A 23,868-nucleotide genomic window follows, 5' to 3' on the forward strand; every position below is an offset into this window, starting at 1 on the left:
AGGAATTAGCCCTTGTTAACTCATCTTCAACTCAAGCCCTGTTTGTTTAAGTAGAAACATACATAAAATTAATTCTAAGACAAGAATTTATATTATTTCTTCTTTATCTTCTCTCCAAATTATTTATTAAGGTTTTTTAACCTTAATTTCATATTTTAGTAACATATATTTAGTAAGGTTTAAAAGGGAGTTTAAAGATGAAGTTAGTATTCTTTTCCACATAAATCCACTATAAGAATTTTTTGTTCCTTGTAAGGTGGTAGGAAAGAGTTATACTCATATATGATTTTTTTAAGATTTAAAAAACAAGGATTAAGAATTTTTTGGAGGTGTTCAATCTTATGGATTCCTCTAAAAAAAGGAGTCTTTACTTTGACAACGCAAAATTCATTTTGATATTTTTAGTCGTTTTCGGTCATGTTATCAGTCCTTTAAAAGATAACAATAACATTCTTTTCACTCTATATTCCGTCGTATTCCTTTTCCATATGCCAGCCTTCATACTTATTTCTGGATATTTTTCAAAGGGATTTCATAAGAAAGGTTATTTCTTAAAAACCGTAAAGAAGATTTTATTACCATACATCATTTTTCAAATAGTCTATTCAATTTTTTATTATTTGGTCGGAGAAGAATCTACACTTAAAATTGACCTTTTACAGCCACACTGGACCTTATGGTTTTTATTGAGCCTGTTCTGTTGGAATATTCTCCTTCATGTATTTGCAAGGCTAAAATGGGTTGGATTAATTATAGCAGTTGTAGTTGGCATTGGAATTGGTTACTTCGATCATGTGGGTAGTTATTTATCATTATCAAGAACTTTTGTATTTTTCCCCTATTTTCTATTAGGATTCTTATTAGATTCCAAGCATTTAAAATGGGTTAAGAAAGTAAAATATTCAACATTCATTGGATATGCAGTTCTCCTTATTACAATTTTGATATTTGGAACATTCTTTACAAAGGATGCCATACCATGGCTGCTTGGTAATACTCCATATGCTGATTTAGGTATGAAGGGATTGACGGATGGTTTCATTCGTGCATCCCAATATTTTGTAACAGTAATAGTTATTTACGGGTTTTTGGCCATTGTCCCGTCAAATGGATTTAAAATGACGATAATTGGTCAACGGACCTTATATGTGTATCTCTTACACGGATTTATTATTAAATCGATCCAAGCAATCGTCTCTGACGATACATTAGATGGATTATCTAATCAATACTTAACCCTAATTGTTTTTTCTTTAGGCCTTTGTTTATTATTAGGTAATTATTTCATCCAAAAATATACTCGTCCATTGATTGAATTGAGAATTTAACTGGAAAGAGAGAGTGGGGAACTCTAAACTGTACCCTGTAGAGTAGACACTATGAGTATCCCCATAGCTAAAGCTAGGGGTTTCGAAAGAATAGGCTAAAAAGCCGCATTGTCTTTTCGTGGGCTACCACAGGTCCCGCTAATACATCAGGCCTAAGCCTTCAGCTTTGCTTTTTTCTTCCGCTTTGCTTTTTTCTTACTTTTCAGGATGATGATTTTCTTAGGAGATTGAAGAAATTGTTTTCTATCAAGACCTTCAAAGGCACCACTAACATGTTTCCGAACAATATTGAAAGCCCCATTTACGTCTGCGTGTATTTGAATATTAGACCCTGCGATTTTGTAAAAGGCTCTTTTCACTCGTTGTCCGCTAAAAGTTATTTGGTGTACTTCACCAAATGTCGGAAACGGGTCCTTTGTTAAAAAACAAGACTTGGATGTGTAGCTTTCTTCGCGGATAATGACCTGAATTCCTTTGCGCTCGGCTTTGTAGCGAATCATGTCAATAAATGTTGTGTAGGGGATTTGGATGAAGGTTTGTTTTGTTGATTTTCTCATGTTAACGTCTAATTTCCACCCCGAATTTTTACCAATAATGATGGTGTCGATGTCTTTTTCTATGGCAATAATAACCACTTTAACACTTGCCTTGTGTAAAAAATCCATCACTCGATTGTTTCTTTTTCGGTCCAATGCAACCAAACGATCGGTCGTAAATACGCCTTCTTTTGGACTCTTTCCGTTTCGAATGATTCCCATATAATTGGCTCGTAATTTATTGTAGTATTGATTGATGGATTTTAACCATGTGCCCTTGATAAGCAGAGGTTTAAGCCCCGTGTTATCGACAATAGTTGCCAGGTTATCTACTCCTAAATCAATACCCATTACTTTTTTCGGCGCGAAAATAAAATGATTGTTTTGTTCTGCTGTTCTTACAATCGCCTTTTCTTGCTGTTCAGCTTTGAAAACGACTTCCACAACATATTGACCATAGGAAGGGACGATTCGGACCTGTTGCAGCTTCCCTTCCGAACGGGCTACCTTTCCTAATTTCAGTTGAAGGCTAGTTCCCGGTAATTTAAGAACATTTCCTTCTTTGATTTCTGTAATTTGATTCGTTAAATAACAGGTTGTTCTGCCCGATTTTGCTTTATATTTTGGAATCTTTGGTTTACCCGAAAAGCAGCTTGGATTGAGTTTGTATTTTTTTGAAGCTTCGAAGAAACTTTTCCAATCATCAAATACTTTTCTCATCGTTTGCTGATTAGACTGAGAGGGCATGGAAGTGTAATCAATCTGCTTCATGACTTTAAACAAGGCCTCTACAAAACTATACCCAATGAATGATTGATCTATGGTTGGCATTTTAAAGAGTTTTAGCTTCGGTTCCATTTCTTTGCCCTTTTTATCTACTTTCTTAGGTTTTTTCATTTCCTTTTCATAGTGTTTCTGCCGAATTTCATTCATTATCGGTAAATTGGTTTCGATATCCATCAGTACTTGTAATTGATTTTCATTTTTCTTTTCTGCCTTCAGAGCTGTATATACCTGTCGAACGTAGTAATTTGTAATGTTATACAAATTTTTCGCTTTGAAGCAGAGAGAATCAAAATATTCAAATAGTTCATGATCGGAATGGATTTGTATTTTATAGGCGCTATACATTCCTTTCACCCCCTCTTAACGAACTTATGTTCTTATTATATCAAATAGGTTGATATAATTCAAAGTATTTGTCCTCTTCAAAAAATAAAAAAACAGCTTATATCCCCATATCTAAAGTTAGGGGTTTTACGCTGCTTTCTGATAATAAAAAATTACTCTACAGGGTCTTTTTGTGCAATTGAATGAAACGGGACAGGAGAACAAGAATATGAGTAAAAAATTATTTACAGAACTAGAGATAAAAAGCTTTTCAAAAATCGCATCCTTAATTGGTATAACAACCAGACGTATTAACCGAATATTACATAAATTAGAACCTGCCCCATTAGTACAAGAACGAGGAACTAAGCTTTCAAACATTAACACTATATTTTCCCCATAGTCTTTTAAAATTTACATGATTCTAGTAATTCCCCGCACTTTCAACATCAATCAAACGTTTGATCCTTCTTGAAGAATTCTCCCCCTTACTAGTCATGTAGAATGATTACTCGTCTAAAATTAGGATTTTCACGTCTATTTTCCAGTTTACCCGTAACTATTTTTCTGCAATTCTCGGCATATATCGGTTGGTGACTAGGCACCAGGATTCACATGCAGTGGAAAAAGAGAAGTGCTCTTCAACACTTCTCTTCGACAAATTTCGGGCAATGACACCACTGGAATGCAGAGATGCAAAATATTCCACAAATTATGAATTTTTGTAAAACACTTTACAGGATTTAATTGTTTTACATATTAAAATTATCCTAGGTTAATAGTTTGAGAGCGTCCATTGAATGAATTAAGTATTGTTTATTTACTTTACTGACAATTCCCCTTTCTTGTAGGGAGAGCATGACGTTAGAGACACTTACTCTTGAGGCGCCAACAACCTGAGAAAGCTCTTGATGGGTAAATGGGATTGTAATGAAAATACAATCTCCGGAACTTAGTCCAAATGTTTCTGCCAGTTGCACTAGAACAAACATGACACGTTCTTCTATTTTGGAAAAGCTCATTAATTGAGTTTGGACCAGCAGGGCATTTTGTTTTTGGCTCATGGATTGCAATGCACGTTCAAAAAGGCCGGGAGTTTCTCTTACCGTTTCCTGGAATAATGTTCGGGGAATCCTAATTACTTCTATATCAGTTGAGGCAGCAGCACTATATGTATAGGATTCTACAGACCAAACATTGCATTCACCAATGATAGATTTCGATCCGACAACAAACAAATGCCGTTCTTCACCGGTGGGAGACAGTAGGTAGGCTCTTATTCGTCCTGCAAGAATGAAATAAACATCCGATATGGGCTGGTGTTCCATAAATAGGCAGGTACCCTTTGGGTAAGACTTTTTCGTCCCTTTTTGCTTAAAGATATCAGGTTCCCAAATCCCTTTCTCCACCCACAAATTCATGTGCGCGCCTCCTTTAACCAAATTGATATTTATATAGAAAGGAAGAATAGTAATGAATTATCCTTTTAAAGAACAACGGAAACTTTTTCCAACACTCACGAAAACTATCCATTTATCTAGTTGTTCACAAAGCGCGATCAGTTTGCCGGTGAAAGACGCCATAAATCATTATCTCGAAAGCTGGACGGAATATGGCATGGATTGGATGGGCTGGATGGAGCGGGTTCAAGATGCTAAAAATGAGTTTGCAGCGTTAATCAATGCCGAACCCGATGAAATCGCTGTCTTATCTAGTGTGTCTGACGCCGCTTCTGCCTTTGCCGGTGCACTTTCCTTTACAGCAGAACGAAATAAAGTCGTCACCCCAGACATTGACTTTCCATGTATTGGGCATGTTTGGCTTTCCCATGAAAGAAGAAATGCACAAGTAACCTTTTTACCGGCGGAAGAGGACCAGACGATTCTATTTGAATCCTACGAAAAAGCGATTGACAGCCAAACACTTGTTACGTCCATCCCACATGTGTCCTATTATAACGGCTTTAAGCAAAATTTGAAATCGCTTTCTTCCCTCGCCCACAGTAAAGGATCTTACGTATTTGTCGATGCCTACCAGTCCGCCGGAAGTGTCTCGATCGATGTCAAAGATAGCAATGTGGACGTGCTTGTGGCAGGGGCCCAGAAGTTTTTACTGGGAGTTCCCGGAATAGCCTTTATGTATGTGAAAAAAGAACTCGCAAATCAATTAGAACCATTGACAACAGGATGGTTTAGCCGGAAAAATCCATTTGCTTTTACAAATCAAGTTTTAGATTATGCGGATGGCACCGGAAGATTTGATACAGGTACACCACCCATGATCAATGCGTACGCTTCCCATGCAGGCATAGCCCTTTTAAATGACATAGGCGTCAAACGAATTGAAACTTATTTAGAGCATTTGTCCAAGCTCTGTCTAGAAACCGCTCAAAAACACCGACTAGAAATTGCTAGTCCTATAGACATTGCACAAAAAGGAAGTACTACCGCTATTCGGGTAAAAAATGCGGTCTATTTGGAAGGCCACTTGAAATCCCAAGGAATCATTGTATCGGCCCGTAATGATGTCCTTAGAATTGCTCCGCATTTCTATAACACAGAAGAAGAAATTGTCCAGACCATTGAGGCGATTGCCCATGCTCTTATTACAAAGTAAAAAAACAGCAGTGATTCTAATGGGCACCTTCCTTGTGGCTGCTGCTTATTATGTTTTTCAAAAACCAAATGGCATAACGGCACCGGGATTAGGGGGAATTGCCGTCATCGTGGCCAACTTCCTGCATTCCCCCTTAGGACTTGTCTATTTTATATTAAACATTCCATTATTTTTAATCGGATACCGTTCCATCGGTTCCTCTTTTGCCTTTTTTAGTTTGATCGGAATGGGAGCACTCTCTCTCTTCTTAGCCATTTTATCAACAATCCCTACTCTCCCTTCACCTATTATTGGTTGCATTTTAGGAGGATTACTTTCAGGGATTGGGATTGGCATCGTCATCCAAGCCGGTGCAACAACTGGCGGACTCGATATTGCCAGTGTTGTGATTGCAAAGCATTTTCCTTTCATAACCATCGGAAAAACCATGATGGTCATTAATGGCTGTGTACTTCTATTAACCTTTTTAACAGATGGATTAGATCATGCAGTTCTTACTTTTATAAGCATTATGATTGCAGGAAAAAGTGTAGATTCAACGATAACTGTTATCGGGCGATATAAAAAAGAGGGGGCAAGTTTATGAAGGATCATTTAGTAAAACAAGAAGAGGGCCTGCAACGCGCACTAACGGACCGTCAACTTACGATGATTGCCATTGGCGGTGCAATCGGAACCGGATTATTCATGGGAAGCGGGATTGCCATTGGATATGCCGGTCCCGGTGTTCTTATTAGTTACATAATTACGGCATGTATTGCGGTAATCATGATGTTCAGTTTATCAGAAATGGCGGTTGTTCATCCTACAGCCGGCTCCTTTGGAACATATGCGGAAATGTATCTAAATTCTTGGGTTGGATTCTTAGTTCGTTATACGTATTGGGCTGCTCAAGTCATCGCGATTGGCAGTGAAGCGGTCGCAGTAGGAATATACATGCAATATTGGTTCCCTTCGATTCCTGTTTGGCTTTGGACGCTTGGGTTTGGTGCCATTATTCTCTATGTTAATAGTCGTTCTGTAGGGAATTTTGGATCAATTGAATATTGGTTTGCCATGATTAAAGTGGTTGCTATTATCCTCTTTATCATTTTCGGGATTTCCGTCGTGTTTGGGATTGGACATTCTGAATCCGTTGGTTTCGGACATTATACGGATAATCAAGGTTTCCTCCCACATGGGTTTAAAGGAGTTTGGATGGGTGTCCTCATGGCCATATTCTCCTTTTATGGAATAGAAATCATTGCCGTTACCGCAGGAGAATCAAAAGATCCACAAAAAGCAGTGCCAAAAGCAATGAGAACGATGATTATTCGTTTATTCCTTTTCTATATCTTGTCACTAGCGATTATCCTTGCTATCGTCCCTTGGGCACATGCCGGTGCAACTGTAGTGGAACAAAGTCCGTTTGTTAAGGTTTTTGAAAACTCCGGGATTCGTTATGCAGCAGGAATCATGAACTTTGTCGTCCTAACGGCAGCTTTATCAAGCATGAACACCAACCTTTACCTCACTTCCAGAATGCTTTTCTCGCTCTCAAGAGGGAACTATGCACCAAAATCTCTAGGTAATTTGAACAAAGCTGGGACTCCTGTGAAAGCAATCTTAGCTTCCAGCGGAGGTGTCTTAGTTGCCAGTCTTGTTTCTTATTTTAGTCCAATGGCTTTTAACTATCTATTTGGGGTAGCATTATTTGGGGGAATCCTCGTATGGATTATCATTTTAGTTAGCCATTTGAACTTTAGAAAAAGTGTTCATTTACACCACCCTGAACCACTGCCTGTAAAAGCCCCCTTGTTCCCGCTATTGCAGTGGATTGGGATCATTCTTTTAAGCGCCATCCTGATTACTATGGCCTTTTCACCTGACTTCCGAGTCGCATGGATAGTTGGAGTACCTTTTATCATTATCATAAGCATCTTTTTCTTCCTTCGTCGAAAAGGATTGCCAGCAGAAATCGACAATCAGTTAAAATCCTAAATAGTTATAGGGAAGAATACTTTGGTATATATTAGGATTCTCACCTTCTTTCCTTGCTGTAAAAGGAAAGAAATCGAGTAGGAGGCTAATCATTAGTTGATTAGCCGACCTCTCACACCTCATGATTGATATTCACTGTGATGAGAACGATGACCCAAATAGTCGATTTTTAGAAGTGTTAAATGCGCTTGTAATGGAAAAAGACTATGGTACATACACAACAGCAAGCCATACATCCAGCTTTGGTTCAGTAGAAAACAGTTATGCGAATAAAATGCTGGGCTTATTTAAAGAATCACAAATTAACTTTATTTCTTGCCCAACCGAAAACGCACATTTACAAGGACGTGGCGATACTTATCCGAAACGTCGTGGCTTAACACGAGTAAAAGAGTTATTGAATAATGGAAATAATGTCGCTTTTGCCCAAGATTCGATAGCAGATTACTGGTATCCATTAGGGAATGGAAATATGATGAACATTTTAGACAATGGGATTCATTTAGCACATTATACACATATTGATGAAATCAATATGGCGTTCGACCTGATTACATACAACGGCGCAAACATTATGAGAGTTAACGATGAGTATGGCATCGAAGCAGGAAAACCAGCAAACTTTATCGTTTTAGATGCAAAAGATGCATATGAAGCCATTCGTGAGCGTGCAGAAGTACTTGCATCCATTCGTCATGGTGAATATCTGTTTAAACGTGAACCAATAAAAAATGAAATAGAAATTGATTTCCTAAAACAAAAATAAAGTTCCTTTATTCCCCTTAACAGTAGTGTTGAGGGGGATTTTTATTTGGGATCCGTGCTATACATCCCGGTTATAAGGGTACTGTTCGTTAATAACCTTGGTTCTTCATCATCCCTTTCCAATTTTTCAAAATAGTGTTAATATTACTTTAATTCGAAGGCCAAATATCGTCTACCACATATTTAAAAAAAGGGCTAATTGGGCAAACCCCTTACGTGTGGATTTAAAATAAAGTCTGATATTTTAAAATAAAGATTGATAATTTGATAAAAGAGCTCCTTTTTAAAGTATTACTTTGTTCTGCAAACGGGCCATTTTGTGGCATTAAGGAAGGTGATTAAAAATTGAAAGTTAGAATAATCCTTGAAATTACCGGCTGGATATTAATTATCATTTTAGGAATCATTCATTTCCTTAACGGAAGAGATCTCTCCGTTTTGTATAGTGGATTTAAGGGTTTTATCTTTAATACAGGTTTCTTTGTAGCCATTGGGTTAATTTTCTTTGCAAATCCATCACGTTATAAAAGAAAAAAAACGTAACGAGGATTAATAGAATGAAATAGTTAAGTTATATTCACGAAAGTAACACCAAATCAAAAAAACAACCCCTAAAACGGGATTGCTTAGTAAGCGTGTTTTTCGATTTGGATGTCTGCTTTTTTGGCTGCAGCCATCAAACTCATGATAAAAAGCAAACCAAGGAAGCGACTAATCTCAACAAAATTCTCTATCATCAAAACCAATTAATCGTTTGATTAAATATGCCAAGAAAGCCGCCATTTAAGGATTATATTTATTCATCAGCCAAATTTTTTGTCAGTTAAATAAACGTTTGATTAAATTCTCGCTATGTCCAGTGATATCAATGTTTGTTCTCAATAGTCCACAAAAAAATTATCGAATGCTGGCTTAATATCTGCGTTCATTTCAGAATTTTCAGGTACTCTACTAAAAATCTCGGGGCGTGACAGGCACCGGAATCTGTTTAAGTAACCAGCGAAAGTAAAATAAGCGGAGATTTTTCGGTTAAATACAGAATAGAGCTCGTTTCGTGGTATATAAGCGGAGGTTTTCCGGTTATGCAAAGAAAAATCCCCTATTTAGGCGGAATCCCTACGTCTATTTAAGATATTTTAAATGCTAATTACTAATTAAGCGAAATTTTTCCGTCTATTTATTTGATCGAGTGCATAACCTGATCCCCCAACCGATAAGAGCGGACACTCTTAATCCCAGATGCGGGAATCAACATTTTTTTATCGACTAATTGAGAAAGTACTTTTTTTACCGTCTTGTCACTTAGCTTCAAATACTTCTCAACTTCTTTAGGGGTTATGGCTTCTCCTTTTCGAATCGCTAGCCGCAGCACTTCCTTTTCGACTAAGGACAGAGATGTCTGGTCCAGTTCATCACCCAGCCATTGACCAATCACTTGCTGAACAATCTGTTGACATCGACGAGGCTTCTCTTTAACTTGGTCATAAGAAAAGCGGATCACGGTCCATCCGTCAATCACCAACTGGTTTTGACGTTCCAGATTGTCGGAAAATTGCCATCTGCTTATGTTCTTTAGGTGAGGGCCATACCCGTCGACCTCAAGGCAAATCCGGATAGCGGGACGAATATAGGCAAAATCCAAATACCTTTTGCCATCCTTGAAATCATCGACTTCATATTCTGGATGAAGATATCGAAAATGATGAAATAAAGGCCACCACACTTGCTTCAAAAACAACCTTTCAGCCTGATTATGACCTTCTTGTAAGCGCCGCAACCGTTCACCGGTTCTTGCCTGTAAGTGAGCATTCAAAAAGGACTGGTATTCTTCTTCAAATCCCATAGCATACCTCTCTTAACCAATTTTTTACAGAATCAGTTAAATACTAAAGCCGGTCTATCATTTTCTACTTTATTCTCAATTAAATACATTATTCAACAACAACCTCTATAATCCTACTAAATTCGATCATAAAGTATGACAAATTGAAGAACAAAAAACAGAGAGGTCAGCTCTCTGTTTGGATTACACTCTTTGCCGCAGTATACTTTAGCTGAGTGGGGGCTGACCCCACAAGCACAATCAAAAAAAACACCCCCTAAAACGGGATTGCTTGTAAGAACTTTCGTCTAATTGTTGTTTTTCGACTTGGATGTCTGCTTTTTTGGCTTCAACCATCAAAATCATTATAAAAAGCAGACCAGGGAAGCGACCAATCTCAACAAAATTCTCTATCATCAAAACCAATTAAACGTTTGATTAACAATGCTTTGTCCCTCATCGATAGTATTTGATGATAGGCTCAGTGGGATTAAAGATTAATCCTTAACCAAATGAAATATTTTATATTAGGGATTAATATGGTTTTGGTTCCCGAAAGAGCGATTGATGAGGAAGTGGTGAAATTATCGTTGGAACAAAAGCAACCTGATTCGTCTCCATGGTCTCTTCCCTTATCAACCCTCCACTTTTCAGGTATTTTAATAAAATTCTTATTTTTCGACAAAAATTTTTGTATTTCGACAATAATATTGGTAATTCGACAAAAATGATTGACCTTCACTTAATAAACAGTTAGAATTTTTACATATTTTAAAAAAGTGAGGGTTGGATATGAAAAATATAGCATTCAGAAGAAAAAATCTCGACGGCTTACTGAAAAAAACCGGAGATATCCAGCTCCAGAAATCATTAGGTGCATTTGATTTAATCCTGCTAGGTGTCGGCGCCATTGTTGGAACAGGTATCTTCATTCTCCCTGGAACAGTGGCTGCAACGCATGCTGGACCTGCTATTGTGTTTTCCTTTATTATCGCTGCGATTGTCTGTGCGTTGGCTGGTATGTGTTATGCAGAATTTGCTTCTTCCGTACCAGTAACAGGTAGTGCCTATACGTATGGATATATTGTCTTTGGAGAGTTAGTCGCTTGGTTTGTGGGTTGGGCTCTGGTATTGGAATATGGTTTGGCCGTTGCTGCCGTTTCAACCGGTTGGTCTTCCTATTTATCCTCTTTATTAGAAGGTTTTCATCTCAATATTCCAAAAGCATTCTCGGGCCCATTTAATCCCGCAGACGGAACGTATATGAACATACCGGCTATTGCAATCGTACTTGCCACTGCTTTCATGCTAACACGCGGCATTAGTGAATCTGCAAAGCTGAATAAGATCATGGTATTGATTAAAGTCGGGATTATTCTTTTCTTTATTGTAGTAGGTATCTTTTATGTGAAGCCTTCTAATTGGCAGCCATTTATGCCTTTCGGAATAAAAGGAATTTTGAGCGGATCAGCCCTTGTTTTCTTTGCCTTTCTTGGGTTTGATGCTGTTTCATCCGCCGCTGAAGAGGTTAAAAATCCCAAACGCAATTTGCCCATTGGAATTATTGGTTCATTATTAATTTGTACATTACTTTATGTCGTGATTTCACTTATATTAACAGGAATGGTTTCCTATACACAGCTAAACGTAAGTGACCCGGTTAGCTTTGCCCTGCAGCTCGTTCACCAAGATTGGATGGCTGGCGTCATTTCACTTGGAGCAGTTATCGGGATGATGACCGTGATCCTTGTGATGCTATATGGAGGAACAAGGCTTCTTTACGCACTTGGACGTGATGGATTACTTCCGAAAAGTATGTATGAGCTTAATAAAAAATATAAAACGCCTGTTAAAAATACGTGGCTCTTTGCATCACTTATCGCTTTTTGCGCTGGCTTCATTCCCTTGTCTAAACTCGTAGAATTAGTGAACATGGGAACATTACTTGCATTTACAATCGTGTCCATCGGAGTGATCTTCTTAAGAAAAAATAAAAGTATACCATCCGGTGGGTTTAAAGTACCGTTCTTTCCGATTTTACCGATTTGTTCATTCCTATTATGTTTATTTTTAATCTCTCAACTCTCTGCTCATACATGGATTGCATGCAGTATTTGGTTTGTATTGGGACTATTCATCTATTTTACTTACGGTAGAAAGCATAGCTTAATGAATAAAGAATAGGGAACAAGAACAGTGCTGTCACTCCCCGAATAATGTCGACGAATTCGACAGGCACCGGAATACATGCCGCATGAAGAGCGGCTAGCCGTGAATGTATTGATTATTTAAAGAGAAGTAACCACCTTATCCATTGGCTGTGGCGGAGGGGGCTGCTTCTTTTTCTATTGGTGACGACGCCTTCTTTTTTATTGTAGACTGAGCAACCTAATTCATTTAATTTATGTAGAATAATCAACTAACGCAGAACCAAAGCCCATTTTTTCTAGATCCTCCACCAATAATACTGAACAGGTATCCCTGGGCGGTATGGTATTGATTCTGGTAATTGCGGGACACGAATGCTGGCTTAATATCTGTGGTCATCTCAGTATTATCAGTTACCCCACACTGAAACTGACAATTCTCTTCAAAAAACCCCTTCACATAAACTAAATAAACGTTTGATTAACTCGATTAGGAATCCCGCCACTAAGGGGTTCAACCCATTCCGCAGCTGAAAATTTTGTCAGTTAAATAAACGTTTGATTAAAAATGGACTTAGCACGCTTCACTCCTAAGCTTCCCCATCAAAATGCCTAAAAAAAGTGTCGAAGGCTGTATCTAAAAATGACCTTTTAAAAAGGAACCATGGTTAGCGTCTGAACTAGATTTTGGCCGGAATCAGAATGGTGATTATTTGCTATGTCTTCCCCTCTAGTAAACTTAATTCTGCGCAAAAAAGACGATATCTCACTAATGGTGTTCTTATCTTATTAAAGGAGCTGCTTATGTTTCGGGCAGAATTCCTCCTCAGTTCCTTTTTAAGTTACCTTCTTGGAGTGGGTGGGGGTTTGACCCCGAATTTTTCAATGTATTAAAAAACCAGAAATAACATAGGGAATTTTCCTAGGTTATTTCTGGTTTCATACTTTTTGGGCCTATGACCCGCCAAACAGCTTCCCGACTCCATAGATTTTTTCAAATATCACAATAAATATGACAGATATGAAGATGACAATACTTGATACGGAAGCTACCATCGGATCATAGGAGTCCTGCATATTTAGTATTGAGCCTTGCCAATACTCCATAAGGCGATCGGCTAATGATTCCCTAGTACTGAACTGGGACAAGGTGCCTGTCCCCTGGCTCAAAATATATTTCCCCCCAGCCTATCCTTTTTCCCTCTAAAACTATAAATAGAAGGTGAAAGGAGGTGGCGACAATGGCAATGGAATTATTACTAGGAACGAAGCTTCGCTTGGTGTTTGAAGCGGGGATTGATGACGAAGGAAAGCCGCTTTACAAGGCTAAAACGTTTAGCAATGTGAAAAAAGAGGCAACGGCAGATCAGTTGTTTCAAGCTGCACAGGCAATCTCTTTTTTGTGCAAAGACACGCTAAACAAAGTGGAACGCAATGACAGTACTGAGATTTTAGCTTAACTGTTTGGCTTGGTGAAATTTTGATGATCGGAGGTGAAGGAAATGGCAAAAACATTGGTATTACAATTTGATACGGAGTTTGGAAAGACGGCAAGCATTTCGGTAGATAATCCAAAAGAACCGATTAATGAAGTTCTCGTGAAACAATCGATGGAACAGATTATTGCATCGGGAGTTTTCACAACAGCCAGCGGGAAGTTAGCAGCAGTAAAAGGAGCGCGAGTCATCGATCGTAATGTGACTGATTACGAACTTGTTTAATAATGTAGAGGCCGGATTCGCAACGAAGCCGGCCTTTCTTCACAACACATTAAATATACTAACTAGCTGGTTACACAAGTTGTGCCTTTTTACGCGCAAAACTTCCGATTGTCCCCTAAGAGAACCATCCCCAGGAATTCGCCCCCTGGCTTCTCTAAAATAAAAGTTTATACAGTTTTCTTGGGCGTCCTCGTCCTTCTAATTGTTCCTCACCAGTTACTTTAACAAGACCAAGGTATTCTAGCTCTGTAAGAATCCGCCGTGCATTGCGTTCAGTCCTTTTCAGCCATTGTGATAATTCCTGCGCAGTAACAATCGTTTTACCATAGTACTTTGATAATGAATCAATTTTTGAAACAATGGTAACACTTAAATTTGCTTCCTTAAACTTAAGTTTCCAATCGTCTCCCCATTTCCGTTGCTGAAATGAAATGACATGCCCGGGTAGAATACATTCTGTAACCTCTTTTTCCTCATTCACTGAAACAATAACTGACTCTTCATAATTACTTGCATGACGAAAAGCGAGACGAACGTGGTGCTCTGCATCAAAAGCGGTAAATCCATAACCAATACCCATTCGAATATTAAGCTTACTTTCAACCTTAACTTTTTCTATCAATTCAAATAACAATTCATAATTTAAATGAAGTTCAATCTCACCTCTTGTTGTGTAAATGAAAAAAACACCATTTCCTATCTCCATCAATGAGCCGGATACCAATTCTACGTATTTCAGTAAAATTCGCTTTAATTCAAGCTCTCGATGCTGAGATTCATAGGAAAAATTTTGTGTTTCGATAATATTGGAAGAATAGAATACTTCAATACCCAAAATCGCAAGCTGTGATTTACGATACCAGGCTGATTGACCTCTTTCATGTATATATCGGAGCTCCCCCTGTATATCAGGTATGGTCGCCATGACTCGATAACACGGGATACCTCGTTCCCTAAGTTGGTCATAAACGGACTGAACACAAGTAATACTAGCTTCAGTTTTTCCACTCTCATATAATGAAATATGAAATTCCAAAATTTCCTCGACCGGTATATAACCTGTATATGAAAACGTATTAACATTAAGTGATTCAATATTAAACGACTTTTGAACCGCTGAAACTTCTTCCTCTTGAATGGTATCCAAACTCAAGTGCTTCAAAATTCGCCCTTCATGTACCTGCGCCTCTAAAAACGCTCCTAATAATCTAGATCCATGTAACGTAACAAAACTACTATTGCGGCTAGAGGTTAAACCGCTTTCAAGAGCAAAATGATATGGTGCTTGTCCAGAAAAAAACCATTGGTCAACGAAATGTCTATTTTCTTTAATAATGATGGCCGTTTGTTCAATTGTTTTGTACGGAAAAGGGGTCATTTCTAATTGGTGAAAATCCGCTGCAGCTGTTAAAATTAGATTAACCGCATCCCTCGGGCCAATAACGCCTACACGTGTTTTCAATTTTCTCACCTATTTCATGCATCATTTGTTGATAATACTTCTTTTAAATAGTGTAATTTTATTAATCTTATCATTTATTTAGGATCCTTCAATACAGTTAACAACATCCGTGTATAGGTTTCGACTGCAATCGGCAAGGCCTTTTCGTTAAAATCAAATTCCGGGTGATGATGATTTTCAGCTAAAGGTGTTCCAAATAATAAATAGGTTGCTATACCACCACGGTTTTGAACATGATTAATCATATACGTTACATCCTCAGAGCCCCCGAGCGGCAGCACAGGATAAATTTGTTTAATCGTATTACTCGTTTGGCATGCCAGGTTAACAAGGTTGACACTTTCTGAATCGCATGTTGCACCAAGTCCCTCACCAACAATCTCAATATGAGTGTTTACGTCATACATTAAAGCGATAGCTTGTATAATCCGCTCAGCTTCATTTACCATATATTCATTTAAAGCAGTTGTCTCACCCCTTGTTTCGAATTCAATCCTGCCGAAATCACCAATAATATTTCGCCCATTTCCAGCTTCAATTTTTCCTACATTAATACGTGTATCTCCCTCGCCATGACGGGAGATGGAATGCAATTGAACGGTTGCCGTGGCAGCAGCTAATACAGCATTTTTTCCCATGTGCGGACTAACACCGGCATGCGATGATGCTCCTGTAAAGGTAACGTTCATTTTCGTCGTTGCAAAAAACTTATCAGTAGTTGCTGCCACATCACCAATTTCTAACGAATGTATACCAATATGTCCACTAAAGAAGTAATCAACATCATCAAGCCATCCTTTTTCAACCATTGCCCTTGCACCGCGGCTTCCTTCCTCGGCAGGTTGGAACATCAGTGTAAACCGACCAGCGAGTTTTGAGGAAAAACGAGCAATAAACGATGCTACGCCTAGCCCGATTGCTGCATGACCATCATGACCACAAGCGTGCATGTTTCCTTCGTATGTTGAGTGAAAACCTTGCTTAACAGGAATATGAGTACAATTGGATGATTCTACTATCGGAAGAGCATCAATATCAAATCGCAGGGCAATATGGTGCCCGCTCTTTCCAGTATCCCATTGGGCAACAAGACCTGTATGCCCTCCCTGCATTTGGTCAAGCCAATTTTCCGGTACTCCAGCTGTACGTGCCCGTTCCTCTTCAGCCTGCAGCACCTCTGCTTTAGGTACTCCCATTCTACCTGCAGAGTGAAGTGCGTTTCTCCCAACAAACAGTGAAAAACCAAGCTGCTCCAGTTCCTTTCCAATTCTATAAGTTGTTATATACTCCGTCCAACCTAATTCTGGATATTTATGTAATGTTCTTCTCCACTTCATCAGCGTTGGATGTATTTCTTCTAAAAACGTGTTAATGGTTGTATCCATTATCGGGGCTCCTTTCTTACCTAATCTATTTATAGCAGTACAATTGAATAAATAATGGATCCTATACCGATAGAAATGACAAGCATTTTTAAAAAAGGAGTGAAAGCCGAATCCCCTTTTAATTCCTTTTCTTTTTCTATTTGTTTATCAGCTCTAATTAAAGATCTGGTTTTTGGCATAATCATATGTCTTAAATCTTGAAAACCTTTTATAAGTAAATTTAGAAAACCAGTTTGATAGATAACCACACTTGCTGCAATCATAATAAATAGTAAACCGATTAAAAATGACTGATTCACGGCTATTAATGTGTCTGCCCCCGTTACCCTTGTATAGATTGACCAACCAATAATCGTCATAAAAATAAAAACAAAATAATAACGAACGATAACGATTTTCCTCCCTTGTTGAAAAAAGAGGAAAGACTATAAAAAGCATAAGTCTTTCCTCTTGGAATTAATTAGATGTTTTAGTTGCCCAGCGGACATAAGGAAATCTGTTTACAGGATATACAATATCTTTATATTTGCTTGAAGTTAAATAGTTATTTGAATAGTGATAAATCGGTATGAACGGGAGATCTTTCATTAATACGTCTTCGGCTTTATGCATTAATTCAAAACGTTTTGCATCATCCTGTTCAACTTTTGCTTGTTTTAAAAGTGAATCGTATTCCTCGTTTACCCATTGGGTACGGTTATTCGGGCTGTCACCTAAATAATAATCTAACACTGGAATCGGATCTTCGTAAACCCCAACCCAACCCATTCGAGCCATTTGGAAATTATGTTGGTTTGTTGTCTCTAAATACGTCTTCCATTCTTGATTGGCAATTTGTACGTTAATATTTAAGTTCTTATTCAACATTTGTTGTACAGCTTCAGCCATTTTTTTATGCGTTTCCGCTGTATTATACATTAATGTCACTTCAGGAAGTTTACTCCAGCCTTCCTCTTTCATTGCTTCTTCCAGCAATTTTTTCCCTTCTGCAGGGTCATACTTGAAGTAACCTGGTTTTACTTCCCGATAATCTTTTCCGGAAGGTTCTTTTACTCCAGATGGAACAAACGAATAAGCTGGTTTTTCTCCGCCTTTTGAAATATTTTTCGTAAGGGCTTCACGGTCAATGGCAAGTGCAAACGCACGGCGAACCTTTTCATTTGTGAATGGTTCTTTCTTAACGTTAAACATATACATATATGTTCCAAAATAAGGCACATTTTTAAATTCCTTATTTTGTTTTTCTTGTTCGATTGCATCAGTTGGCAATGTTTGAATTAAATCTAACTCTTCTGTTTTATACATTTGGTAATAGGTGGTGGCATCAACAACCATCTTCCATGTCACTTTTTCCATTGAAACATCTTTTTTATTCCAATAGTTTTTATTTTTTTCAATGATAAGGTTGCTATTATGTTTCCATTCGGTCATTGTATATGCACCGTTGCTGACTAATGTATTCGCTTCAGCTGCCCAATTTTTATTCCCTTCAACGACGGATTTATTGACAGGATAGTAGGTCCAAAACGCTAATAATTTATCAAAGAAACCAAGTGGTGCCTTTAACTCCACTTCAAGTGTCTTTTCATCAATCACTCGAATCCCAACATTCTCAAGCTTACCTGTCCCTTTGTTATATTCTTCCGCACCTTTAATATAGTAAAGGTGGAAGGCGAAGGCACTTCCTGTCTCGGGATTTAACACCCGATTCCAGGCATAAGCATAATCCTCAGCTTTCACAGGATCTCCATTCGACCACTTCGCATCATCACGAATGGTAATCGTATATTTCGTTTTATCATCTGAAACTTTTACATCTTTTGCAGTCCCTAATACTACATCACCATTTTTATCTTTTGTGTACAGTCCTTCAAATAAATGATCTAAAATCCAGCCGGAAGTCGTATCTGTTGCAAGTGCCGGATCAATCGCCGGTGGTTCACTTAGCGCATTCATCGTAATTTCTTGTTTTACACTTTTTGCGTCACCTTGAGCTGGTTTATTACTGTCACTTGCACATCCTGCTAATAGAAGTACACTAATAAGGATAAACGTCATTGCATTTAAAAACCATTTCCGCATGAAAACAATCCCCTCTCTAAACTTCATATTTTTTGAAAATTTTTTATAATCTTGGACTAGTAAACGTTAGACAGCTTCGACTCTATCACTCTTCTATTCACAAAATCTACCAAGGTTGATATGAACAAATCATACTCGTCTTTAGCCACTTGGTGGCTGCTATTCTCAAAAATCACTAATTCACTATCTGGAAGTTTTTCATGAATCAGCATAGACGCTTCCACGGGAGTAATCCAGTCATGGCGTCCTCCGATAATAAGGGTTGGTACGTCAATCTTTGGAAGCTGGTCAATGACGTCAAACTCTCTTAAAAACCTCCCAAACCCCTCATTTAAAGCCTGATAGGAACGTTTTGCACGAGAACCGGCCTGTTCCCTTGCTTTCCTTTGTTCTACATTATTTTCGTCATAGCTATATGAATATAATGGCGCCATTACTTCATAGTATCTCTGGTGTTGTTCCTCTGATTCAAACGTTCCTTCAAACAGAATCTCAACCATCTGTTTTTGTTCCTCTGTTCCCTTTTCATTTACGATATCCTTTGCTTTTTCAACAAATCGATGGGCTGGTGAAGTAACACCCAGAAGTAAGGCTTGAAGATTCTCTTTATATTTACTCGCATAGGCTTGAGCAACCATTCCGCCGTACGACTGACCGAAAATGATAATTTTATCAAAACCTAAGTACTGTCGTAATGCTTCAATATCTTCTATATTGTTTTCAAGTGTATAAGTCGATTGCGGTCCCCTTTCTGATAAACCGCAGCCGCGGTGGTCAATATACACGAGCTGCATATGTTCTGACAAAGGACTTAAAGCTGGTTTAAATCCTGTATGATCTCCCCCCGGCCCGCCATGAAGGATGAAACAAACTGGTTTCTGACGCATCATGGGTCCATCAGGAACATAGCCCGCACCTTCTATGTCAAAATAAAGTCTGGTACCGTTAACTTTTGCGTACATCTCTATCGATCTCCTTTAAGTTAATATGATTACAGCCTGTATCAAACGTGAATGATTCACGAATACAAATGGCAGGAAACCCAATGGTTTGAATCGACTTCTTTCCAAACTGGTTCTTCTTTTGCGCATATATCTTTAACATGAGGGCATCTTGTTCGGAACCTGCAGCCACTCGGCGGATTAACAGGACTAGGAGGATCCCCTTTTAAGATAATCCGCTCCCTCTTCTGTGCTAAACTTGGATTTGGAATTGGATTAGCAGAAAGCAATGCCTGGGTATACGGGTGAAGCGGGTTTTTAAATAATTCAGAACTAGTTGACAGTTCCATCATTTTGCCCAAATACATGACCCCAATGCGGTCACTAATATGTTTCACCATGGCTAAATCATGGGCGATAAACAAGTAAGTTAAATCTTCTTCCTCTTTCAAATCCTCTAATAGGTTGATAACTTGTGCCTGAATCGAAACATCAAGAGCCGAAATAGGTTCATCTGCAACAATAAATTTCGGTTTAACGGCCAACGCCCTTGCGATGCCAATTCTTTGCCGCTGTCCGCCGCTGAATTCATGCGGGAATCTTTGCGCATGATCTGATTTCAAACCTACTTTTTCCAGCAGATTATAAATAATATCTAACCGCTCTTTCCCTTTTGCCAGCTTATAAGCATCAATACCTTCTGCAATAATGTCTCCAACGCGCATTCGCGGATTGAGAGATGCATGAGGATCTTGGAAAATCATTTGTATTTTGCGATTAAATTCTCGTTGCTGCTTTCTATTTAAGTTTTCTAAATCCTGATCTTCAAAATACATCTTGCCGCTTGTAGCATGATGCAGTCCAACAATTGTTTTCCCAAGTGTTGATTTCCCGCTGCCACTTTCTCCGACAAGCCCGAACGTTTCACCTTTACGAATAAAAAGCGATATATCATCGACAGACTTTACATGTTGATTCGCGCTTATTTTAAAGTATTTTTTTAGATTATTTACTTTCAATATTTCTTCGGGCACTTTACTCCCTCCCTGCTGCAACAAACTGGTCAACTTTAGGTGCTCGAGGATCATTTAGCCAGCAGCGTGCGATATGGTTATCAGCGATTTGAAATTCTTCTGGCATATGGTCTACACATATTTCCATAGCGTATGGACAGCGTGGTGCAAATGGACAGCCTTTCGGTGGTGAAAATAGATCCGGCGGAGCTCCCTCAATCGGAATTAATTTTTCTTTTTCCTCAGCATCAAGATTAGGTATGGATTCTAACAATCCCCACGTGTACGGATGTTTCGGGTTGTCAAAAATATCATAAACACTGCCAGTTTCAACAACCATTCCTCCATACATAACGACGACCCGCTGCGCCATCTCGGCCACAACCCCTAAATCATGGGTAATTAAAATGATGGCGGTATTCATCTTTGTTTGCAGTTCCTTCATTAAATCAAGAATTTGTGCCTGGATGGTCACATCTAAAGCCGTCGTTGGTTCATCAGCAATCAGCAGCTTCGGATTACAGGCAAGTGCAATGGCAATAACAACCCTTTGGCGCATCCCGCCGCTAAATTCATGTGGATATTGATCATATCGTTCATCGGCATTTGGAATTCCCACCAATTTTAAGAGATCAATCGCTTTCTGCTTTGCTTCTTGTTTGGAAAACTTTTGGTGTCTAATCAATCCTTCCGCAATCTGCGTCCCAATTTTCATCGTTGGATTCAAAGACGTCATCGGGTCTTGAAACACCATGCCTATTTGGGATCCGCGAATTTTTTGTTTTTCTTTGTTTGAGAGTTTTAATAAATCTTTGCCCTCAAATAAAACCTTTCCATTCCGAATTTTCCCTGGCGGCGTTGGAATGAGCCCCATAACGGATTGAACAGTTACACTTTTCCCACTCCCGCTTTCACCAACAATGGCGATTGCTTCACCTTTTCCTATTTCAAATGATACATTTCGAACAGCCTGGACTTCTCCCCCATATGTTTTAAAAGACACTTGTAAGTCTTCGACCTTTAATAAGTAATCCATGATGTTCTTCCCCCCTTATTTGCGAATTCTTGGATCAAGTGCATCTTGTAATCCATCCCCAAATGCATTAAAGGCAAACATGGTTAATGAAATCATGAAACCCGGGAAGAATAATCGCCACCATTGTCCGCTTAAAATAACCCCTAAGGCATCATTTGCCATCGTTCCCCAGCTGGCAAACGGAGCTTGTACCCCTAGTCCTAAAAAGCTTAAAAACGATTCAGCAAAAATAGCCTGCGGGATCGTAAACGTTAAATTTACGATAATGATGCCTATTGTATTTGGCAATAAATGCTTAAAAATGATCTTAAAGTGAGAAGTTCCTAATTTCTGTGCAGCTAATACGTATTCTTGCTGTTTTAACTGAAGAATTTGTCCTCTTATGATCCTTGCCATTCCAACCCATCCCGTAATGGATAACGCAATAATAATCGTCCATATACCCGGTTTCATAATGACCATTAATAAAACCACAATTAACAAATAGGGAATAGCATATAGAACTTCGACGATACGCATTAAAATATTATCAATTCGATCTCCTAATTTGCCTCGGCCAGCCATGTACCCCGAAACGCCGCCGACAAGAATTCCCATAACCAAATCAATCATGGCTGCTATTACACCAATCGTTAAAGAAATCCGCGCTCCATACCAAACTCTTGACCAAACATCTCTTCCTAAATCATCCGTTCCAAACCAATGATCCTTATTTGGCGCAAGGTTTCCACTGGTTAAGTCTTGATCGGCATAACTATAAGGGACTAAATATGGACCAATAACAGCCATAATGATGATGAGCAAGAGGATAGACATACCTGCCATAGACAGCTTATTTTTTACAATATTGAGTAGTACATCCTTCCAAAAGCTTAAACTTGGTCTCCCCGTTTCGGCAAAGTGCAAGTGTTTAGACTGTATTGGCCGGAATAATGCATTGACTTTATCTGGATTCACCCCTAATCCCCCTTACTTGACAGCTTAATTCTTGGATCAATGAGACGGTATGAGATATCAATTACAAATAACGTAAAGATAAGAATGACACTGAAAAATACAGTCGTTCCTAAAATAACTGGATAATCACGATTAAAAATACTGTCAACGAAGTATTTCCCAATCCCAGGTATCGCGAATATTTTTTCGATAACAAATGTCCCGGTAATAAGTGCTGCAAATAACGGACCAATAAAGGTAACAACTGGCAAAATAGCGTTTCGAATCCCATGTTTAATCACAATCGCAAAAGTTGGAAGTCCTTTTGCTACAGCTGTTTTAATATAGTTTTGATTCATTACCTCTATCATGCTCGATCGCATAAACCGGGCAATGACTGCCAGTGGACTTAGTGCTAACGCAAACGAAGGCAGCACAATATGTTTCCATGTCCCCCAGGAAGCAACCGGGAGCCATCTTAATTCAACAGCAAAAAATTTAATTAACAACGGTGCGAGAATAAAACTTGGAACAGAAATTCCAATTATCGCAACCAGCATGGAAAGGTAATCAATTACACGATTATGATAGAGAGCCGCTAGAATTCCTAACGCTAGACCCAATATAAGTGCCACTGTTATGGCTTGTACTCCTAATAAAGCTGACGCCGGAAATCCATCTGCAATTAGTGTGTTTACATCACGTGTTTCTGACTGAATCGAAGGTCCTAAATCAAACATGATAAGATTCTTCAAATAAAGTACATACTGCAACGGCACAGGCTTGTCCAAATTGTATTTGGCTCGCATGTTTTGGAGTACTTCTTCTGGAAGGACATCAGCATCCGATGCAAAAGGATCCCCAGGGATAAACTTCATAATGACAAATGTTAACGTGGCAATAACCCAGACTGTCAAAAACATTGTTGCGATCCGTTTTAAAATGTACATAAATACCCCCCAATAACAAATTATTTTTTCGGAAACTT

Annotated in this window: 23 protein-coding genes; 10 read left to right on the forward strand and 13 right to left on the reverse strand. The window is 38.6% G+C overall.

What is annotated here, in order from left to right; all coding sequences use genetic code 11:
- Nucleotides 1-341 precede the first annotated feature (341 nt).
- Nucleotides 342-1,328 (forward strand): acyltransferase family protein, encoded by a 987-nt coding sequence (locus ACFVSW_RS22865; RefSeq protein WP_387318914.1) that lies wholly within the window; start codon nucleotides 342-344, stop codon nucleotides 1,326-1,328.
- 152 nt (nucleotides 1,329-1,480) lie between these two features.
- Here ACFVSW_RS22865 and ACFVSW_RS22870 read toward each other — a convergent pair whose 3' ends face one another.
- Complete coding sequence (locus ACFVSW_RS22870) at nucleotides 1,481-2,995, reverse strand: RNA-guided endonuclease InsQ/TnpB family protein (protein WP_387318915.1); 1,515 nt, start codon at nucleotides 2,993-2,995, stop codon at nucleotides 1,481-1,483.
- Between the two features lie 208 nt (nucleotides 2,996-3,203).
- Here ACFVSW_RS22870 and ACFVSW_RS22875 point away from each other — a divergent pair, with 208 nt between their 5' ends.
- Complete coding sequence (locus ACFVSW_RS22875; RefSeq protein WP_387318916.1) at nucleotides 3,204-3,377, forward strand: hypothetical protein; 174 nt, start codon at nucleotides 3,204-3,206, stop codon at nucleotides 3,375-3,377.
- Between the two features lie 367 nt (nucleotides 3,378-3,744).
- Here the strand turns inward: ACFVSW_RS22875 and ACFVSW_RS22880 are convergent, their stop codons facing one another.
- On the reverse strand, nucleotides 3,745-4,395 hold the full coding sequence (locus tag ACFVSW_RS22880; protein WP_387318917.1) for a Crp/Fnr family transcriptional regulator: 651 nt from the start codon (nucleotides 4,393-4,395) through the stop codon (nucleotides 3,745-3,747).
- A gap of 52 nt (nucleotides 4,396-4,447) precedes the next feature.
- On the opposite strand from ACFVSW_RS22880, the gene ACFVSW_RS22885 reads away from it, so the two are divergent.
- The 5 genes from ACFVSW_RS22885 to ACFVSW_RS22905 all read left to right on the forward strand — a co-directional run bounded on the left by ACFVSW_RS22885 (nucleotide 4,448) and on the right by ACFVSW_RS22905 (nucleotide 8,878).
- Entirely contained in the window at nucleotides 4,448-5,590 is a 1,143-nt protein-coding gene (locus tag ACFVSW_RS22885) for an aminotransferase class V-fold PLP-dependent enzyme (protein ID WP_387318918.1), read from the forward strand.
- Nucleotides 5,571-6,176, forward strand: a complete 606-nt coding sequence (locus ACFVSW_RS22890) for a YitT family protein (protein WP_387318919.1) — start codon at nucleotides 5,571-5,573, stop codon at nucleotides 6,174-6,176. The genes ACFVSW_RS22885 and ACFVSW_RS22890 overlap by 20 nt, the downstream gene beginning before the upstream one ends.
- Nucleotides 6,173-7,570, forward strand: a complete 1,398-nt coding sequence (locus ACFVSW_RS22895) for an amino acid permease (protein WP_387318920.1) — start codon at nucleotides 6,173-6,175, stop codon at nucleotides 7,568-7,570. Before ACFVSW_RS22890 ends, ACFVSW_RS22895 begins: the two co-directional genes overlap by 4 nt.
- Nucleotides 7,571-7,691: 121 nt before the next feature.
- Nucleotides 7,692-8,336: an amidohydrolase family protein gene (locus tag ACFVSW_RS22900; RefSeq protein WP_387318921.1), complete on the forward strand. Its 645-nt coding sequence runs from the start codon at nucleotides 7,692-7,694 to the stop codon at nucleotides 8,334-8,336.
- Between the two features lie 344 nt (nucleotides 8,337-8,680).
- Nucleotides 8,681-8,878, forward strand: a complete 198-nt coding sequence (locus ACFVSW_RS22905; RefSeq protein WP_387318922.1) for a hypothetical protein — start codon at nucleotides 8,681-8,683, stop codon at nucleotides 8,876-8,878.
- 634 nt (nucleotides 8,879-9,512) lie between these two features.
- Here ACFVSW_RS22905 and ACFVSW_RS22910 read toward each other — a convergent pair.
- Complete coding sequence (locus tag ACFVSW_RS22910) at nucleotides 9,513-10,178, reverse strand: DNA-binding response regulator (RefSeq protein ID WP_387318923.1); 666 nt, start codon at nucleotides 10,176-10,178, stop codon at nucleotides 9,513-9,515.
- A 771-nt stretch (nucleotides 10,179-10,949) separates the two neighbouring features.
- Here ACFVSW_RS22910 and bcaP point away from each other — a divergent pair.
- Complete coding sequence (gene bcaP / locus ACFVSW_RS22915; RefSeq protein WP_387318924.1) at nucleotides 10,950-12,341, forward strand: branched-chain amino acid transporter BcaP; 1,392 nt, start codon at nucleotides 10,950-10,952, stop codon at nucleotides 12,339-12,341.
- A gap of 917 nt (nucleotides 12,342-13,258) precedes the next feature.
- Here bcaP and ACFVSW_RS22920 read toward each other — a convergent pair.
- Entirely contained in the window at nucleotides 13,259-13,474 is a 216-nt protein-coding gene (locus ACFVSW_RS22920; protein WP_387318925.1) for a hypothetical protein, read from the reverse strand.
- A 71-nt stretch (nucleotides 13,475-13,545) separates the two neighbouring features.
- On the opposite strand from ACFVSW_RS22920, the gene ACFVSW_RS22925 reads away from it, so the two are divergent.
- Nucleotides 13,546-13,764, forward strand: a complete 219-nt coding sequence (locus tag ACFVSW_RS22925; RefSeq protein ID WP_387318926.1) for a DUF1659 domain-containing protein — start codon at nucleotides 13,546-13,548, stop codon at nucleotides 13,762-13,764.
- Between the two features lie 42 nt (nucleotides 13,765-13,806).
- Nucleotides 13,807-14,025, forward strand: coding sequence for a DUF2922 domain-containing protein (locus ACFVSW_RS22930; protein WP_387318927.1), 219 nt, complete (start codon nucleotides 13,807-13,809; stop codon nucleotides 14,023-14,025).
- A gap of 154 nt (nucleotides 14,026-14,179) precedes the next feature.
- Here the strand turns inward: ACFVSW_RS22930 and ACFVSW_RS22935 are convergent, their stop codons facing one another.
- From ACFVSW_RS22935 to ACFVSW_RS22975, 9 genes are all read right to left on the reverse strand, one after another.
- Nucleotides 14,180-15,487, reverse strand: coding sequence for a helix-turn-helix domain-containing protein (locus tag ACFVSW_RS22935; RefSeq protein WP_387318928.1), 1,308 nt, complete (start codon nucleotides 15,485-15,487; stop codon nucleotides 14,180-14,182).
- A 74-nt stretch (nucleotides 15,488-15,561) separates the two neighbouring features.
- Nucleotides 15,562-16,872, reverse strand: a complete 1,311-nt coding sequence (locus tag ACFVSW_RS22940) for an amidohydrolase (protein ID WP_387318929.1) — start codon at nucleotides 16,870-16,872, stop codon at nucleotides 15,562-15,564.
- A gap of 29 nt (nucleotides 16,873-16,901) precedes the next feature.
- A complete protein-coding gene (locus ACFVSW_RS22945) occupies nucleotides 16,902-17,231 on the reverse strand; it encodes a DUF3899 domain-containing protein (RefSeq protein ID WP_387318930.1) in 330 nt (109 codons plus the stop codon).
- A gap of 97 nt (nucleotides 17,232-17,328) precedes the next feature.
- Entirely contained in the window at nucleotides 17,329-18,954 is a 1,626-nt protein-coding gene (locus tag ACFVSW_RS22950; RefSeq protein WP_387318931.1) for a peptide ABC transporter substrate-binding protein, read from the reverse strand.
- Nucleotides 18,955-19,010: 56 nt separating this feature from the next.
- Complete coding sequence (locus ACFVSW_RS22955; protein WP_387318932.1) at nucleotides 19,011-19,916, reverse strand: alpha/beta fold hydrolase; 906 nt, start codon at nucleotides 19,914-19,916, stop codon at nucleotides 19,011-19,013.
- A 56-nt stretch (nucleotides 19,917-19,972) separates the two neighbouring features.
- Entirely contained in the window at nucleotides 19,973-20,929 is a 957-nt protein-coding gene (locus tag ACFVSW_RS22960; protein WP_387318933.1) for an ABC transporter ATP-binding protein, read from the reverse strand.
- 1 nt (nucleotide 20,930) lies between these two features.
- Nucleotides 20,931-21,944, reverse strand: a complete 1,014-nt coding sequence (locus ACFVSW_RS22965; RefSeq protein ID WP_387318934.1) for an ABC transporter ATP-binding protein — start codon at nucleotides 21,942-21,944, stop codon at nucleotides 20,931-20,933.
- A 15-nt stretch (nucleotides 21,945-21,959) separates the two neighbouring features.
- Nucleotides 21,960-22,901 carry an ABC transporter permease gene (locus ACFVSW_RS22970; RefSeq protein ID WP_387318935.1) on the reverse strand — a complete coding sequence of 314 codons (942 nt, stop codon included), beginning with the start codon at nucleotides 22,899-22,901 and terminating at the stop codon, nucleotides 21,960-21,962.
- Nucleotides 22,902-22,903: 2 nt separating this feature from the next.
- Nucleotides 22,904-23,830 (reverse strand): ABC transporter permease, encoded by a 927-nt coding sequence (locus ACFVSW_RS22975; RefSeq protein ID WP_387318936.1) that lies wholly within the window; start codon nucleotides 23,828-23,830, stop codon nucleotides 22,904-22,906.
- Nucleotides 23,831-23,868: the final 38 nt, after the last annotated feature.

The organism is Neobacillus sp. NPDC058068 (genome assembly GCF_042885335.1).
GTDB lineage: Bacteria > Bacillota > Bacilli > Bacillales > Cytobacillaceae > Neobacillus.

What these genes read in the sequence shown, in the direction of transcription:
- ACFVSW_RS22865 (WP_387318914.1), top strand. Translation starts at nt 342, where the DNA reads ATGGATTCCTCTAAAAAAAGGAGTCTTTACTTTGACAACGCAAAATTC.
- ACFVSW_RS22870 (WP_387318915.1), bottom strand. Translation starts at nt 2,995, where the DNA reads ATGTATAGCGCCTATAAAATACAAATCCATTCCGATCATGAACTATTT.
- ACFVSW_RS22875 (WP_387318916.1), top strand. Translation starts at nt 3,204, where the DNA reads ATGAGTAAAAAATTATTTACAGAACTAGAGATAAAAAGCTTTTCAAAA.
- ACFVSW_RS22880 (WP_387318917.1), bottom strand. Translation starts at nt 4,395, where the DNA reads ATGAATTTGTGGGTGGAGAAAGGGATTTGGGAACCTGATATCTTTAAG.
- ACFVSW_RS22885 (WP_387318918.1), top strand. Translation starts at nt 4,448, where the DNA reads ATGAATTATCCTTTTAAAGAACAACGGAAACTTTTTCCAACACTCACG.
- ACFVSW_RS22890 (WP_387318919.1), top strand. Translation starts at nt 5,571, where the DNA reads ATGCTCTTATTACAAAGTAAAAAAACAGCAGTGATTCTAATGGGCACC.
- ACFVSW_RS22895 (WP_387318920.1), top strand. Translation starts at nt 6,173, where the DNA reads ATGAAGGATCATTTAGTAAAACAAGAAGAGGGCCTGCAACGCGCACTA.
- ACFVSW_RS22900 (WP_387318921.1), top strand. Translation starts at nt 7,692, where the DNA reads ATGATTGATATTCACTGTGATGAGAACGATGACCCAAATAGTCGATTT.
- ACFVSW_RS22910 (WP_387318923.1), bottom strand. Translation starts at nt 10,178, where the DNA reads ATGGGATTTGAAGAAGAATACCAGTCCTTTTTGAATGCTCACTTACAG.
- bcaP (WP_387318924.1), top strand. Translation starts at nt 10,950, where the DNA reads ATGAAAAATATAGCATTCAGAAGAAAAAATCTCGACGGCTTACTGAAA.
- ACFVSW_RS22925 (WP_387318926.1), top strand. Translation starts at nt 13,546, where the DNA reads ATGGCAATGGAATTATTACTAGGAACGAAGCTTCGCTTGGTGTTTGAA.
- ACFVSW_RS22930 (WP_387318927.1), top strand. Translation starts at nt 13,807, where the DNA reads ATGGCAAAAACATTGGTATTACAATTTGATACGGAGTTTGGAAAGACG.
- ACFVSW_RS22940 (WP_387318929.1), bottom strand. Translation starts at nt 16,872, where the DNA reads ATGGATACAACCATTAACACGTTTTTAGAAGAAATACATCCAACGCTG.
- ACFVSW_RS22945 (WP_387318930.1), bottom strand. Translation starts at nt 17,231, where the DNA reads ATGACGATTATTGGTTGGTCAATCTATACAAGGGTAACGGGGGCAGAC.
- ACFVSW_RS22950 (WP_387318931.1), bottom strand. Translation starts at nt 18,954, where the DNA reads ATGCGGAAATGGTTTTTAAATGCAATGACGTTTATCCTTATTAGTGTA.
- ACFVSW_RS22955 (WP_387318932.1), bottom strand. Translation starts at nt 19,916, where the DNA reads ATGTACGCAAAAGTTAACGGTACCAGACTTTATTTTGACATAGAAGGT.
- ACFVSW_RS22965 (WP_387318934.1), bottom strand. Translation starts at nt 21,944, where the DNA reads ATGGATTACTTATTAAAGGTCGAAGACTTACAAGTGTCTTTTAAAACA.
- ACFVSW_RS22975 (WP_387318936.1), bottom strand. Translation starts at nt 23,830, where the DNA reads ATGTACATTTTAAAACGGATCGCAACAATGTTTTTGACAGTCTGGGTT.